Genomic DNA, 14,307 nt, shown 5'->3' with positions numbered 1-14,307 from the left:
GGATTCACGCTTGTCGAGCTGATGGTAACGCTGGTGGTAGCCGGTATTCTGGTCACCATCAGTTATCCGTCACTCAGCCGCTTTTTCAGGGACAACCAACTGGGTTCCGACGCCAGCCAACTGCAATCGATGCTGGTCACAGCCCGCCACCACGCCCTTAACTACCAGATGCCGGTCATTGTTTGCCCGCTGGTCAATGGCGCCTGTTCCAACAACTGGAGTGGTGAGCTGAGCGCCTTTGTCGACAGTGACGGCAATGGCAGCAAGGGCAATGACGAAGAGGTATTGCTGACACTGGAAGCGGTGAGCTACCAGCGGGTGTATGCCCAAACCAGCATCCGCTTCGGGGCCGATGGCATGTTGACGACCAACGCCGGTACCATCCGCATCTGCGAAGGGGACGACAGCAGCCTTTACAACGGGGTTATCGTGACCAAGACCGGGCGCAGCAGGGTTGCCGAGGACGACGACCACAACGGTAAACGCGACGACCTCAACGGCAACCCCATTTCCTGCACTTAAAAGACCTGCTCTTTTTCCTGCTTGCGTGCCGCATTGGAAGAAAAGCTTTGGCTGGCTTCAACGCATTCGTGCACTTTGCTCACCGTGGGTGAGCCAGCCATATGAAGCTTGGTGTAGGGCAACGAAAAGGCCAGGGACTTGGCCTTGGTTTTGCTGAGTACAAAGTGAGCCACAAAAGGGGTTTTGCCATTTAGCTCGACAAAACATTTGTACTCGACGTTCTGTTCCGCCTGGGCAGAACCCGCCAGCCCCGCCACCAGCAACAACGCCCATTTACCAACACCCATTTGAACCTCCATTGCTGCTGTTCTTGGCCGCTTTCTTACCGGTTTCATCGACGGTCATCACGGCGCAATCAGGGTCTTTCCCGGATTGGTCAGAAGAGGCCGTCGCGGTCAGGGTCAAGCTGTCGGTGGCGCCATTGGCAGAAATGGTAAAAGCCCCTTTGGCCACGGTGTAGGTGCTGCCGCTGGCACCAAGCTTGGTGAGATCGCTGACATAGGTACGATGATCGATGCGGTACTGCTCTTCCAAGCTGGCCAAGCGCATCAGCTCGGTCTGAGCCTCGGCGCGGCGCGACTTGGCCAGGTAATTGATATAACTGGGATAAGCGATGGCCGAGATGATCCCCACCACCACCACCGCCACCATCAACTCGATCAGGGTGAAGCCTTTTGCCCTGCTGCTCATCACTTCTCACCCACGTAGTAATAGATCCGGTCGGCGTCCATGGACATGTTAACCGGCAGGGTCGGTTTGGTTTCACCACTCCCATCGCCGGTGTCTACCCGCCCGATACCGAAGATGCGGATAACACTGTCGCCGTTGGCATTTTCACCGGCGTGGATAACCGGGGTATCGGGCAGCTTGCCTGGTATCTCCACCACGCCCCAGTTGTAGGCGTTAAAGGCGTGGTGCAGATCAAGTGCATACAAGCGGCCCATGCCTTCGGCAAGACAGCTCTCAGAACTGTCGGTCACCGACGCAGGCGGCGTATAGGTAGTAAAGTACGCCACGCCATTAACCACGATGGGGGTCGACAGTGACTTCTCACCGGTATGGCTCAAGGTCAGATACCAACCATCAGCGTTGCCCAGGGCCAGTTCTTGGGTCTGCAACTCGGTGTCGCTCAAGTTACTGCTAAAAGGCTGGTTGGACATGTCATAGAGATTACTGATGGTCAGTGCCGTCGGGGTGTTACTGGTCGTTACCGAGCGGGTCACGATATTGGTGTCACGAAGCGCAAACAGCTCGTCGGTTACATCGGTACCCATAGGGTCGGGCCTTTTACCCGTACCGATAACCACCGCATCGTAAGGCAGCACCTGGGTTGTCACCACTTGCTGCTCCTGGCCTTCGCCATCGGTGTAACTGGTGGTCACCGTCTGGGTGTATTGGGTTTGCACTATGGTGGGCGCCTGATAAAGGCGCCTATCGGTGCTGCCGCTACCACCCAGGCTGGCAAATTTGTATACCGTCCAGGGTTTACTGGTGCTAAAGGGCGAGGCCGAAGGCATATCCACACGCCAGACATTACCGGCTACGTCGCTGGCATAGAGGCGGTCTACCAGACCGTCGCCATCGCTGTCGAGGGTGGCAATTTTATTGGGAATGGAGGCCGGGAACGCCACGTGCAGGTTAGTGCCACTGGTATCGGCCGGGGTTGCGCTCCACACCAGGGCGCCGGTTTGGGCATCAATAATGTAGATGCCACGGCCCTTGGTGGCGGTAGTTGGGTCACCGCTGTCGCTCACCGAATCGTAACCTGCACCCACTATGACCACCGGGCCAGTATGCCCTGGGATTTTGGTAATAACCGGGGTTGACCAAGTGTCGCCCAACTCGCCAAAACCCGGAGTCTGGTTATCAATACGCCACAGCAGCGAAGGGCTGTCAGGGGTGCTGATATCCAATCCGTAGTAAGCATTACCGCCACGGCGCTGGCCGATATAGGCCCAGACCTTGTCGCCATCAGCCGGTTCGATAACGCCGTCGTCGTCTTTGTCGTAGACATAGGCAGAAGGTGAACCGTCCATGGAGTAAATCTTGCCGGTGTCTTCGCTGTTTACACGCAGCGCATAGGCTTTGGAGAGTTCTTGATAAGGGAAGAAGGCCCAGCTTTCACTGGCGGTGTCGCCTTCATCCTTGAACATGTGAACCGCCCCTTGGTTGGTACCCACCAGCAGGCGAACATCGCTGGTGTTGTTGGCACCGCCATAGTTAATGGCCAGCGGTTTGGAGTGCAGCGGGTCACCCAGGATCACGTTACGGATATCGGTGGTACTGCCATTGCCGTTGTCATCGTCCACGTCATAGCCGTAAAGCCAGTCGAGGGTGCTCTGAATGTTATCGGCGCTGGTATCCATCACCGCCGCCAGCTCACTTTCACCGCCGGCAATGTTTTGCAGGTTACTCTTGGTCAAGGCCACCAGGCCGCTACTGCCATTGGTCAGCAAGTGGCGGTCCCCATTTGCGGCCTGGGCAACCAATTGCTCGTTGATACCGCCCGATTCGGTTTTATTACCGTCCTTATCGGAGCTCCAATAGGTAGTTGCGCTCTCGTCGATATCACCCGATGCAGTGATGGCAGACAGACCATTCACGTCCTCGATGTCGTCATCGTTGGTTACATGCAATTTCTTGATGTTACCCAGCCAATGGGGGCCTGCTGACGGCAGGAACATGGCGTAATACACCGAATCGAGGGAACGGGTACGGTCAAAGTTGTTGGCCGCAATAGAAGGCGAGGTAAAGGCGGCCGATTTGGTCGACACCTCTGCCACCACCTTTTGCAACGCGCCGCTAAGCTCGGACGCCTTCTTGGCAGAGAAATACTCACCACCGCCTCTGGCCGCCGCTTCGGTCAGAATCGGCTCGGCATCGTCACCGTCATCCAGGGCAAAACCGATGGTATAAAAATCGACGCTCTGCTTACCGGCAAGGGAGCTGTTGAGGTCGTTGTCATGCATCCAGCCAGCCAAGGCCGGCAACCAAGTGGTAGTGCGGTTCGCCGTATAAGAGCTGCCAATGTTCTCAAGGTGGCTGACCGCATAGTTGGCGTCAGAATCCGAGGTGGGCTCACCGTCGGTTATCATCACCACATAAATTTTTTCCTGGCAGCTGCCAAAGGGCGATAAATACACGCCAGCGCCATTTTCTGCTGTGGTATCGCGCCTTGGCGTCATGGTGCCACCATCCTTACCATAAATGACGCTTTGGCCACTTAAGTAGCGCATCACCTCGTAGGTGGTTTCGCAAAGGGGGGTGTTGGTGTCAGCGCCAAGGCCTTCTACGATGGAGTCAAAATCGCTCATGTCGCTGCGCTGCTTCAGCGCTTGTACTACCCGGCCACCGGAGGTATCCGAACTGGTATTGCGGTTAAACACCACCAAACCAAAGTTCACGCCAGGGGCAGTGGCGATAATGTCTTTAACCGCCTCTTTGGCCACTTCCAGCCGCGATTTGGGCCCACTTAACCAACCCGCCTCAATTTGTGCCAGATAGCGCAGGTAGTTGGCAGTAAAGAGGGTAAAGCCGTTGCGGTTACGGTAGAAGTTCCAAAAATCGCTGTCGCCGGCATACACGTTGTTGCCATAGAGCCAGTAATTGCTGGTGTAGGGATTGCCATTTTTGCTGGGGTTATAGCGGGGCCAGCCGTCGGAATAGCCGTCGGCATTGGTGTCATCGTTATTCATGAAGTCATCAAGACAGTCCACCACCGGCTTATTACCGAGGCCGGAGTTGTCCGGCAATGGCAGCCATTGGCCGGATTGGCCCTGGTACTTGATGTACTTGACCACCCCTGAGTAACGCCCCTCTTTGGCAAGCGGCTCTAAACTGGCGGCGCAGCCGTTCTCTATTTCATTAAAGCGGCGTTTTTTACCGTCAAAGTCAGCTAAATCAGGCGCTTCAAGGTTGTCACTAACCTCCCCGTTGGGCAGGTAGTAGATGATGTCATCTTGGTATTGGTGCGCCGAGTCTACCGGATCGTAGTGGGTATCAGGGTCATAGGAATCGAAAGCGCTTTCCAGCTGGGTAGCCATGGAGCCGGAGTTGTCGAAGATGATCAACAACTGCGGCCGGTAATTACTCTGGCCACCGTTACGCAGTACGTAGAGGTCAATATCTTCTGCCGGCGCCTTAGGCGCTGCCAGCAGGGTTAACAGGAAAGCAGCAAGCAAGGATGTTTTTTTCATTTTTTAGCTTCCTGTGGGAGAGATAAGGGGCTGCGAAACACCGTTTACCACTTCGAGCTGCCCTAACTGGTGGCGCCCAAAGGTAATGTCGGCCGAGTCAGTAAAGTGGCGGCAGATAAAGACATCGGAGCTGCTACCGTTTCGGCTGCGGGGGCAGCTGGACTCTTGCTTGAACTCGACCGTAGCCTGGCGAGCGTTGCCGCTGCTGTCGGTCAAACTGGTATCAACCTGGTGCGGGTAGGCCGTTAAGTCTTGTAAGAAGGCCCTGGAGGTGTTGGCGTTTTTCATTACGTCCCCCAACACACCGTTGCCGGCTTGCAAGGCGTCGGTTCTGTCACTGACAGCCCCGGCCATCTTGGCATCCATGGCGCTGTTAGACAGCAGCGCCACCCCGAGAATGGTGATGATCAACAAGAAGATCAGCGCGACAAAAAGTACCAAACCGGATTGCTGGTTTCGCATAGGCACCTCTATAGACCGACTTGCAGGTACTGAGGGTTAGGCAAGGTTACCGTGGTCTGCAACAGCAGCCGCCGGAAATGATCGCCCGGGGTATAAGCGGCTTGATCGCCAAGGGTGTAACTGACTGCCGAGGTGTAGTTGCTGTCCTCGCGCACGGTACGCACCAGCACATAAATGCGCGCCGAGACCACTCGTTGGCCATCAGAGCCTATCCAGTCGGCGTCGGTCACGTTGTCAGCGCTGGCGTAGAAGTTGGGCATGGCATCGTCATCGGTGTCGATGCCATAGAGGATGTGGAAACGCTCTACCCCTTCAACCAGGGTTTCATCGGCCATGCAAGGTGCCACGCCCGGCGAGCAGTCGCTGGCACTGGCACTGAGATAGCGCCTTTTAAGCACCGGCACCGTAGTCGTGCCACGCACCTCATTGGCCAAGTAATAGACGTGGTGCAGATACGGCCAATACTCGCCGTTGGTAATGGGCGGCGCCACAAAATCGGCGGCGGTGCTACCCAGCCAGAAACGGGCGTTGTTGTTGTTGGCCAGCAGATATACCTTGCCGGTCTGCCAAGTGGCAGCGGTGGCCACGGGCCCGGCCAGGCGTTTAACTTGCAAAATATCAGTGCCATTGATGGCAGTGCTACCCAGGCAGGTCATCACGCCATTGGCGGCAATACCGCCCCAGAGCATCAAAAAGCTGCCGGCAGGGGCCGTGTCCCGAGGCAAGGAAGCATTGTTCACGCCGCCACCCAGGCAGTCACTGGCGCCTTGCACCGTAACGCCGTTGAGCTCGGTGTTGGTGTTGATAATAAGCGGGGTGCCGGTCATCGGCCCCAGCATGTTGGCCTGGCGCAAATCTTCGCTGATAAGGCGCAGGGCAAAACTGGCGTTTTCCTGTAGCTCCCCCACCTGCTCGGTGGAGCGTACGCCTCTTTTTGATGCCACGAACACCGCCGAGATGGCTGCTGCCATCACCAGGCCCAGGGTCATGGCGATCATCAATTCGATAAGAGAAAAACCGCGCTGCTTCATCACCACACCACGCTCGTCACTTGTACCTGGCGACGCCGGGTAGAGGCCGTGCCGCAGGTGTTATCAATGGCGCCGTCGGTTGAGGCTTCTGTACCTTGCCAGGACAGCGTCACGGTGATCATGTTGTTGGCGACCGCCACGCAGCCCACGGCACTTTGCAAAAGGGGAAGGTTGTTGCCGCCTTCGGTGGTGCTGCCCCCCAGCAATTCGCGGTGCCATTGGTATTTGTCCCAAACGGCCAGGGCGGCGCTGTCGCAGGTGGATGCCCGGCTGCAGCCGGAAGAGGTGGCAATATTCTGCTGATAGCCCATGGTACCGGCGTAAGCGGCTATGGTGAGCGGATTGCTGCGCGCGCGCTCGATATAGTCGTTAGCCAGGTTCATGGCCTGGGTGCGTTCAAGGGCGCCAAAGCTGCCGCGCTTGGCCGCCAGTTGCATGGCCACGGCACCAAGAATGCCGAAACTCAATACAACCAGTGCAACCAGCACTTCCAGCAGTGAAAAACCCTTGGAGCGTTGACGACAGGTTCCCTCAAACACTGTCTTTCTCCTAGCAAGCAAGGTTTATGTTTTTTTATGTGCGACGGCTAATTTACCAGCGCTTTAACATTCAGGCAAAAAAATGTCGCCATAAAGGCGACATCTCAATAATGCTAAATTATAATGCCTAGTTCAGCGCAATTCGGCCGGTACCGCAAAGACGATGTTCTCTTCCCGGCCCTGGGTTTCCACCACATCGGCGCCGCCCCAGCTTTTCAGCTTTTCAATAACCTGCTGCACCAGGATCTCCGGCGCTGACGCGCCTGCCGTTACCCCAACCGCGTTAACGTTCTCCAGCCAGGACTGCTCGATATCCTGAGCGGTGTCGATAAGGTAAGCGCGAGCACCTACCTTCTCGGCCAGTTCACGCAGGCGATTGGAGTTAGAGGAGTTCTTGGCGCCCACCACCAGCACCACCTCGGCCTGATGCGCCAGGGCCCGCACCGCATCCTGGCGGTTTTGGGTGGCATAACAGATATCGTCCTTACGGGGGCCTTCAATTTCAGGCCAGCGTGAACGCAGCGCATCAATCACGTCAGAGGTGTCGTCAACCGACAAGGTGGTCTGGGTGACAAAGCACAGGTTTGCCGGATCTTTTACCGCCAGGGTGGCCACATCGGCGGGGGATTCCACCAGGTAGATCCCCCCATCCGGGCTGTGGTACTGGCCCATGGTGCCTTCCACTTCCGGGTGGCCGGCGTGGCCAATCAGAATGGTCTCCATGCCTTTTTTGGAGGCACGGGCCACTTCCATATGTACCTTGGTTACCAGCGGGCAAGTGGCATCGAACACCCGCAAGCCACGGCCTTTGGCTTCGTCACGTACCGCCTGGGATACGCCGTGGGCACTGAAGATAACGATGGCGTCATCCGGCACCTCAACCAGCTCGTCCACAAACACGGCGCCGCGGTCGCGAAGGCTCCCCACCACGTATTTGTTGTGTACCACTTCATGGCGCACGTAGATGGGCGCACCGAACAGTTCCAGCGCCCGCTCAACAATACTGATGGCGCGATCTACCCCGGCACAAAAACCACGGGGGTTGGCGAGGAGCACTTGCATCAGGGGTTAACCTCCAGGATCTCCACCTCAAAGGTCAGGGTTTGGCCTGCCAGGGGGTGGTTGAAATCGACGGTGACCGAATCGCCGGCCACGGCGCGGATGATGCCAGGGATCTCGGCGCCATTGGGCTGTTCGAACAGCATCACAGCGCCCTCTTCCGGCACCTCGTCGGCAAACTTGGTCCGGTCCACATGATAGATGTTGTCCGGGTTCGGTTCGCCAAAGGCATCTTTGGGTTCCAGCACAAAGCTTTTTTGCTCGCCGGCGGTCAGGCCCAGCAGGCAGGTCTCGAAATTCTCGGTCAGGCTGCCGTCACCCATACGGAATTTGGCGGGCTTGCCGCTCATTTTGGTGCTATCGGCGGCGCTGCCGTCGCTGAGCTTGATGGTGAAGTGCATGATCACTTCACTGCTTGCGGTGATGGAATTGCTCATTTTGCCTTGTCGTCTTTTTTGAAAGAGGCCAGTACCAGCAATATGGCACCGACACAAATAGCAGAATCCGCTACGTTAAACGCCGGCCAGCTCCATTGGCCCAGGTGGAAGTCGAGAAAATCCACCACAAAACCGTGCACCATGCGGTCGTACAGGTTGCCCAGGGCTCCGCCGATAATGAGCGCGCTGCCGCCGGCCTGCAGGAAGTCCTTGGCCGGCAGGCGGCGCATCCACACCAGCAGTGCCACACAGATGGCAATGGCAAGGCCGGTAAAGAACCAACGCTGCCAGCCGCCGGCATCGCTCAAAAACGAGAAGGCGGCGCCGTAGTTACGCACATATACCAGGTTGAAAAAGCCGGTCATGACTTTGCGCTCATAGAGCGCAAAGTTGGCCAGCACCGCGTATTTGGTGGCGAGATCAACGGCGATAACCACCACCGTCAACCACAGCCAACGAAGGCCACTGGACATCATACGAAGTGACGCTCCTCGCCTTCACCGTCCACGTTGCTGACGCAGCGCAGGCAGATGGTGGGGTGGGCGGGGTTTTGGCCCACATCCAGGCGGTAGTGCCAGCAGCGCTCGCATTTTTCGCCTTCGGCTTTTTCCACCAGCACCGCAAAACCGGCCAGCTCAGTGCTTTGCCAGGCAGCATCGTTGCTGCCGGTGTCCAGTTTGGCGCCGGAGGTAAGCAGCGCAAAACGCAGCTCGTCACCCAGGGCCGCCAGGCGCTCTTTAAGCTCGTTGGCGCAATAAAGGGTAACACTGGCATCCAGCGGGCCACCGATAAGGCCGTCTTTACGGGCCAGCTCCAGGGCTTTGTTCACTTCGTCACGCACGGTCAGCAGCTCAAGCCAGAACTCGTCGCCCAGTTTGGCAACGTCATCCACACCGGCCAGGCCGTCAAACCATTCGGCGGTAAACACGTATTGGCCGCGCTTGCCGGGCATGGCTTCCCAGATCTCCTGGGCGGTAAAGCTCAGTACCGGCGCCATCCAGCGCACCAGCGCCTCGCAGATGAGGTACAGCGCGCTTTGACAGCTGCGCCGCGCATTGGAGTCGCTCTTGGCGGTGTACTGGCGGTCTTTGATGACATCCAGGTAGAAGCTGCCCAGCTCAATGGAGCAAAAGTGCATCAGCTTTTGATACACCAGGTGGAACTGGTAGTCGTTGTAAGCCTGGGTGATCTCTGCTTGCACCTTGGCAGCGCGGCTGACCATCCAGCGGTCCAGGGCCACCATGTCGTCCAACGCCACCAAGTCGGTCTCGGGGTTAAAGCCGCTCATGTTGGCCAGCAGGAAGCGGCCGGTGTTGCGGATGCGGCGATAGGCATCGGCGGCGCGCTTGAGGATTTCGTCAGAGACGGTCATCTCAGCGCTGTAGTTGGTGGAAGCCACCCACAGGCGCAGGATGTCGGCGCCCAGGGTATCCATCACCTTCTGGGGCGCAACCACGTTACCCAGGGATTTAGACATCTTGCGGCCCTGGGCATCCACGGTAAAGCCATGGGTCAGCAGCGCTTTATAAGGCGCGTGGCCGTCGATGGCGGAGCCGGTCAGCAAGGAAGAGTGGAACCAGCCACGGTGCTGGTCAGAGCCTTCCAGGTACAGGTCGGCGATAGGGCCGGTTTGGTGGCCCATGGGGTGGGAGCCGCGCAGCACGTGCCAGTGGGTGGTGCCGGAGTCAAACCACACGTCCAGGGTGTCGGAAATTTTCTCGTACTGGTCGGCCTCATCCCCCAGCAGGGTTTTGGGGTCCAGTTGGAACCAGGCTTCAATGCCCTGCTCTTCCACCAGTTTGGCCACGTCTTCCATCAGCCCCAGGGTGTTGGGGTGCAGCTCGCCGCTGGCTTTGTGCAAGAAGAACGGAATGGGCACGCCCCAGTTGCGCTGGCGCGAGATACACCAGTCCGGGCGGCCGGCAATCATGTTGTGCAGGCGCGGTTTGCCCCAGGCCGGTACAAATTGGGTGTCTTCGATGGCAGCCAGGGCGGTTTCGCGCAGGGTCTTGCCGTCGCCGCCTTGGATATCCATACCGATGAACCACTGGGCGGTGGCACGGTAGATAACCGGGGTCTTGTGGCGCCAGCAGTGCATGTAGCTGTGGGTGATGCGTTTGTGGTCCAGCAGGTTGCCGGACTCTTTGAGCTTCTCGACGATCTTGGGGTTGGCATCCCAGATCTTCAGGCCGCCAAAGAACGGCAGGTCGTCAACGTACAGGCCATCACCCTGCACCGGGCTCAGGATATCGTCGTTGGTCATGCCCTGATTTTTGCAGCTGCGGAAATCGTCTTCGCCGTAGGCAGGGGCGGAGTGGACGATACCGGTACCGGCGTCCATTTCCACGTAATCGGCGAGGAAAATGGGCGACAGGCGGCTGTAGAAATCGTCCGTGCCATAGAGCGGGTGGCGAAAGGCGATGTGGTCGAGCTTTTCACCTTCGGTGGTGGCCAGCACTGTGCCCTCGAGGCCAAAGCGCTTGAGGCAATCTTCAGCCAGCTCGGCGGCCAGCAGCAGGATGCGCTCGCCGGTATCCACCAGAGCGTACTGGTGCTCGGGGTGGACGTTAAGGGCCTGGTTGGCCGGGATGGTCCAGGGGGTGGTGGTCCAGATAACCACCGCCGCTGGCTTATCAAGGCGCTCAAGACCAAAGGCGGCAGCCAGCTTGGCGCTGTCATCGACCGGGAAGGCCACGTCGATGGCGTCGGATTTTTTGTCCTGGTATTCCACTTCGGCTTCGGCGAGGGCCGAGCCACAGTCAAAGCACCAGTTGACGGGTTTGAGGCCCTTGAACACGAAACCGGCTTCGACAATCTTGGCCAGGGCGCGGATTTCGCCGGCTTCGTTGGCAAAGTTCATGGTCAGGTAGGGATTGTCCCAATCGCCAAACACGCCCAGGCGTTTAAAGCCGGCCATCTGGCCTTTGACCTGCTCGGCGGCATAGGCGCGGGACAGCTCGCGGGTTTTCTCACCGCCCAGCTGTTTTCCGTGCAGGGTTTCGATTTTGTGTTCGATGGGCAGGCCGTGGCAGTCCCAACCCGGCACATAAGGGGCATCAAAGCCAGCCAAAGTTTTGGACTTGACGATGATGTCCTTGAGAATTTTGTTTACCGAGTGGCCCAGGTGAATGTCACCGTTGGCATAGGGAGGGCCATCGTGAAGGATGAACTGGCTGCGCCCGGCACGCGCCTCACGGATCGCCTTATAAATGCCAGCAGCCTCCCAGTTTTGCAGCATTTCAGGCTCGCGCTTGGCAAGGTTGCCGCGCATGGGGAAGGCCGTGTCCGGCAAGTTAAGGGTGGCTTTATAATCCATGGTCGGGTTCACTCAAGAGATTGCTTACGATTGGCAAAAAAGACACGAGCGCCCTGCTCGTCCTTTTCGATTTGGTCGCGCAGCGCATCCAAGGATGCAAAACGCTGCTCGTCACGCAGTTTTTTTCTCAGTACCACTTCCAGCTGGCTACCGTAAAGGTCGCCGTCAAAATCCAGCAGGTGGACTTCCAAGGTCGGTACTTTGCCATTAACGGTGGGCTTGACGCCAATATTGGCGATGCCCGGCCAGGCGCTGTCGTCGGCGCCCAGCACGTCTACCGCAAAGACGCCCTTAACCGGGCTGACCTTGCGTTTCAATGGCAGGTTGACGGTGGGAAAACCAATGGTGCGGCCCATCTTGGCGCCGTGATGGACACGGCCACTGATACTGTAGGGCCGGCCCAGCATGGTTTCGGCATCCGCCAGGCGACTGTCTTGCAAGGCTTCGCGGATACGGGTGCTGGAAACCCTGTCATCCACCAGGCAAAAGCTGTCGGTGTTGGTCACGGTAAAACCGTGCTGGGCGGCAGCGGCCTCCAGCATGGCAAAATCGCCTTTGCGGCCGTGGCCAAAGCGAAAATCGTCCCCCACCACCAAAAATTGCACCCCCAACCGCTCAACCAACTGTTGCTGGATAAAAGCCTGGGGTTCAAGGCTGGCAAAATGCGAGGTAAAGGGCTCGACAATGACCCTGTCCATCCCCAGCCGTTCAAGGGCGGCCAGCTTGTCACGCAACCGCGATAACCGGGCCGGGGCCTTGTCGCCTAAAAACAGCTCCAAGGGCTGGGGTTCGAACAGCATCAAGGTGGCCGGCAGCGACAATTCACGAGCTTTATCAATGAGTTTTTTCAGCACCGCTTGGTGGCCGAGATGCACGCCATCGAAGTTGCCGATGGTCAGCACACAGCCCCGGTGCTGGGGCCGGACGTTATAAAGTCCGCGAATAAGCTCCATGAATACTGCCAGCTTGCCTGAGAAATCGCCCGATTATACCCAAGTGCCCCCGGTGGATCACCCGTCCTGGTTAGAACTGGCTGCCCGCCTTGAGATGCCTTGGCCGAAAACCTGTCAACAGCAAGACCACCACGTAGGTTGCAGCGCCGCCAGCAATCAAACCCACCAGCCACAATGGCCGCTCGGCCAGGCTCAGCTGCTTCCAGGACAGCGGGTCGGGATTGAAGTACCACAGCACCGCCACCATGGCGGCCGTTGCCGCCACAATGCGGCCCAGGGTCAGCCAGGTCAAGCGCCCGGGACGATAGACATTGCGCTTCCAAAGCCCTCTGGCCAACAGCCCCGCGTTCAAAAACGCCGACATGGAAGTGGCAGCGGCCAGACCGATGTAGCCGAGCTTATCTCCCAGCAAGGTCGCCAGGATGATGTTGAACACCATATTGCAGACCATGGCGATGATGCCGATACGCACTGGGGTTTTGGTGTCGTGCTTGGCGTAAAAGCCCGGCGCCAGGATTTTAATCAGCATAAACGCCACCAACCCCGAGCCGTAGGCCCACAGCGCCATGGAGGCGCCCATGGCAGCGTTCACGTCAAAGGCCCCGTGCAGGAACAACACCATCAGCAAGGGAGCCGACAGCACCATGATCCCCGCCGCCGCCGGCATGCCCAGCAGCAGCACCATCCGCACTCCCCAGTCCATGGTGTGGGCAAAGGCGTCGGATTCCTTATCGGCGTGGCGGCGCGACAGGGTCGGCAGGATAACGGTGGCAATGGCGATGCCGAAAATGCCCAGCGGAAATTCCAGCAACCGGTCCGAGTAATAAAGCCAGGAGATGGAGCCCCCCACCAACCAGGACGCAATAAAGGTATCGAGCAGCAGGTTGATTTGGCTCACCGACACCCCGAACAGGGCTGGCACCATCAATTTGCGAATGCGGGTAACCCCTTCGTCATGCCAGGCCCAGCGCGGGCGCACCAGAAAACCGGTTTTGAGCATGAAGGGTATTTGAAACAGCAGTTGGATCACCCCGCCCAGGAACACCCCCCAAGCAAGGCCAATCTCCGGCTGAGCCAGTTTTGGCGACAGCCAGATGGCGCAGCCGATAATGGCCACATTCAAAAATACCGGGGTAAAAGCGGCCACCGCAAACCGGCCCAGGGTGTTGAGCACGGCCCCGGCCAGTGCGGTGAGGCTGATAAACCACAAATAAGGAAAGGTGATTTTGAGCATCACCGAGGCCAGCTCGAACTTGGCGCCGTCCGCCTCGCCGTGCAGCCAGGCCACGAACCAGCCGGTACCGAACAGCATGGTCACCACCGGCGAGCCGACAATGCCCAGCACCGTCACCACCGTAATGATAAGGCCCAAGGTGCCCGATACCTTGGCCACCAACTGGCGCATGGCATCTTCGCCCTGGTTTTGCTGCACATCGGCCAGAACCGGCACAAAGGCCTGGGAAAAAGCGCCTTCGGCAAAGAGGCGGCGCAAGAAGTTGGGGATCTTCTGGGCGAAAAAGTAGACGTCAGCGGCGTTACCGGCCCCCAACAGATTGGCGATAACCACGTCGCGCAGCAGGCCCAAAATGCGGGAAATCAGGGTCATAAAACTGACCAGGGCACTGGCTTTTAATAATTTACGGCTCAAAGGGTGTTCCCATCGACAAAAATGCCTGTAGGCGGGCGCTGGAATTCTGCTAGAATGCGCGCCATCTTATCGCTGTATGGTCACGGTTGCCAACGATGAACGGCGGCACAAAAATTGTGCGATCCGTTTGACAATGGTGCTTAA

Annotated in this window: 13 protein-coding genes; 1 reads left to right on the top strand and 12 read right to left on the bottom strand. The window is 58.1% G+C overall.

The genetic code is table 11. From position 1 onward, the window contains the following. Nucleotides 1-21 precede the first annotated feature (21 nt). Nucleotides 22-522: a GspH/FimT family pseudopilin gene (locus AC22G1_RS03275; RefSeq protein ID WP_487315504.1), complete on the top strand. Its 501-nt coding sequence runs from the start codon at nt 22-24 to the stop codon at nt 520-522. Here the strand turns inward: AC22G1_RS03275 and AC22G1_RS03270 are convergent. The 12 genes from AC22G1_RS03270 to murJ form a co-directional block, all read right to left on the bottom strand. Then, nucleotides 519-809, bottom strand: a complete 291-nt coding sequence (locus AC22G1_RS03270; RefSeq protein WP_487315503.1) for a TapY2 family type IVa secretion system protein — start codon at nt 807-809, stop codon at nt 519-521. The genes AC22G1_RS03275 and AC22G1_RS03270 overlap by 4 nt on opposite strands. Next, the gene (locus AC22G1_RS03265) at nt 796-1,212 is read right to left on the bottom strand and encodes a type IV pilin protein (protein ID WP_487315502.1); all 417 of its coding nucleotides are present in this window, start codon (nt 1,210-1,212) and stop codon (nt 796-798) included. Before AC22G1_RS03265 ends, AC22G1_RS03270 begins: the two co-directional genes overlap by 14 nt. Continuing rightward, nucleotides 1,212-4,718, bottom strand: coding sequence for a pilus assembly protein (locus AC22G1_RS03260; protein ID WP_487315501.1), 3,507 nt, complete (start codon nt 4,716-4,718; stop codon nt 1,212-1,214). The genes AC22G1_RS03265 and AC22G1_RS03260 overlap by 1 nt, the downstream gene beginning before the upstream one ends. A gap of 3 nt (nt 4,719-4,721) precedes the next feature. Then, nucleotides 4,722-5,180: a PilX N-terminal domain-containing pilus assembly protein gene (locus tag AC22G1_RS03255; RefSeq protein ID WP_050659823.1), complete on the bottom strand. Its 459-nt coding sequence runs from the start codon at nt 5,178-5,180 to the stop codon at nt 4,722-4,724. Between the two features lie 8 nt (nt 5,181-5,188). Then, nucleotides 5,189-6,211, bottom strand: a complete 1,023-nt coding sequence (locus AC22G1_RS03250) for a PilW family protein (RefSeq protein WP_487315500.1) — start codon at nt 6,209-6,211, stop codon at nt 5,189-5,191. Further along, the gene (gene pilV / locus AC22G1_RS03245) at nt 6,211-6,750 is read right to left on the bottom strand and encodes a type IV pilus modification protein PilV (protein WP_170164157.1); all 540 of its coding nucleotides are present in this window, start codon (nt 6,748-6,750) and stop codon (nt 6,211-6,213) included. Before pilV ends, AC22G1_RS03250 begins: the two co-directional genes overlap by 1 nt. A gap of 132 nt (nt 6,751-6,882) precedes the next feature. After that, complete coding sequence (gene ispH / locus AC22G1_RS03240) at nt 6,883-7,812, bottom strand: 4-hydroxy-3-methylbut-2-enyl diphosphate reductase (RefSeq protein ID WP_487315499.1); 930 nt, start codon at nt 7,810-7,812, stop codon at nt 6,883-6,885. After that, on the bottom strand, nt 7,812-8,246 hold the full coding sequence (gene fkpB / locus AC22G1_RS03235) for an FKBP-type peptidyl-prolyl cis-trans isomerase (RefSeq protein WP_487315498.1): 435 nt from the start codon (nt 8,244-8,246) through the stop codon (nt 7,812-7,814). The genes ispH and fkpB overlap by 1 nt, the downstream gene beginning before the upstream one ends. Continuing rightward, nucleotides 8,243-8,722, bottom strand: a complete 480-nt coding sequence (gene lspA, locus AC22G1_RS03230; protein ID WP_487315497.1) for a signal peptidase II — start codon at nt 8,720-8,722, stop codon at nt 8,243-8,245. Before lspA ends, fkpB begins: the two co-directional genes overlap by 4 nt. Beyond that, entirely contained in the window at nt 8,719-11,562 is a 2,844-nt protein-coding gene (gene ileS / locus AC22G1_RS03225; protein WP_487315496.1) for an isoleucine--tRNA ligase, read from the bottom strand. Before ileS ends, lspA begins: the two co-directional genes overlap by 4 nt. An 8-nt stretch (nt 11,563-11,570) precedes the next feature. Beyond that, on the bottom strand, nt 11,571-12,515 hold the full coding sequence (gene ribF / locus AC22G1_RS03220; RefSeq protein WP_487315495.1) for a bifunctional riboflavin kinase/FAD synthetase: 945 nt from the start codon (nt 12,513-12,515) through the stop codon (nt 11,571-11,573). A 70-nt stretch (nt 12,516-12,585) separates the two neighbouring features. Continuing rightward, entirely contained in the window at nt 12,586-14,163 is a 1,578-nt protein-coding gene (murJ, locus tag AC22G1_RS03215) for a murein biosynthesis integral membrane protein MurJ (protein WP_487315494.1), read from the bottom strand. Between the last annotated feature and the right edge of the window lie 144 nt (nt 14,164-14,307).

It is taken from the genome of Gallaecimonas zhanjiangensis (assembly GCF_057624825.1).
The sequence above is the reverse complement of the archived record's forward strand: the minus strand, read 5'-3'. Positions and strand labels throughout refer to the sequence as shown.

Excerpts from the sequence above, each read along its gene's own strand:
- AC22G1_RS03260 (WP_487315501.1), bottom strand. The coding sequence starts at position 4,718 with ATGAAAAAAACATCCTTGCTTGCTGCTTTCCTGTTAACCCTGCTGGCA.
- lspA (WP_487315497.1), bottom strand. The coding sequence starts at position 8,722 with ATGATGTCCAGTGGCCTTCGTTGGCTGTGGTTGACGGTGGTGGTTATC.
- AC22G1_RS03255 (WP_050659823.1), bottom strand. The coding sequence starts at position 5,180 with ATGCGAAACCAGCAATCCGGTTTGGTACTTTTTGTCGCGCTGATCTTC.
- AC22G1_RS03275 (WP_487315504.1), top strand. The coding sequence starts at position 22 with ATGGTAACGCTGGTGGTAGCCGGTATTCTGGTCACCATCAGTTATCCG.
- ispH (WP_487315499.1), bottom strand. The coding sequence starts at position 7,812 with ATGCAAGTGCTCCTCGCCAACCCCCGTGGTTTTTGTGCCGGGGTAGAT.
- ileS (WP_487315496.1), bottom strand. The coding sequence starts at position 11,562 with ATGGATTATAAAGCCACCCTTAACTTGCCGGACACGGCCTTCCCCATG.
- ribF (WP_487315495.1), bottom strand. The coding sequence starts at position 12,515 with ATGGAGCTTATTCGCGGACTTTATAACGTCCGGCCCCAGCACCGGGGC.
- fkpB (WP_487315498.1), bottom strand. The coding sequence starts at position 8,246 with ATGAGCAATTCCATCACCGCAAGCAGTGAAGTGATCATGCACTTCACC.
- AC22G1_RS03265 (WP_487315502.1), bottom strand. The coding sequence starts at position 1,212 with ATGAGCAGCAGGGCAAAAGGCTTCACCCTGATCGAGTTGATGGTGGCG.
- AC22G1_RS03250 (WP_487315500.1), bottom strand. The coding sequence starts at position 6,211 with ATGAAGCAGCGCGGTTTTTCTCTTATCGAATTGATGATCGCCATGACC.
- AC22G1_RS03270 (WP_487315503.1), bottom strand. The coding sequence starts at position 809 with ATGGGTGTTGGTAAATGGGCGTTGTTGCTGGTGGCGGGGCTGGCGGGT.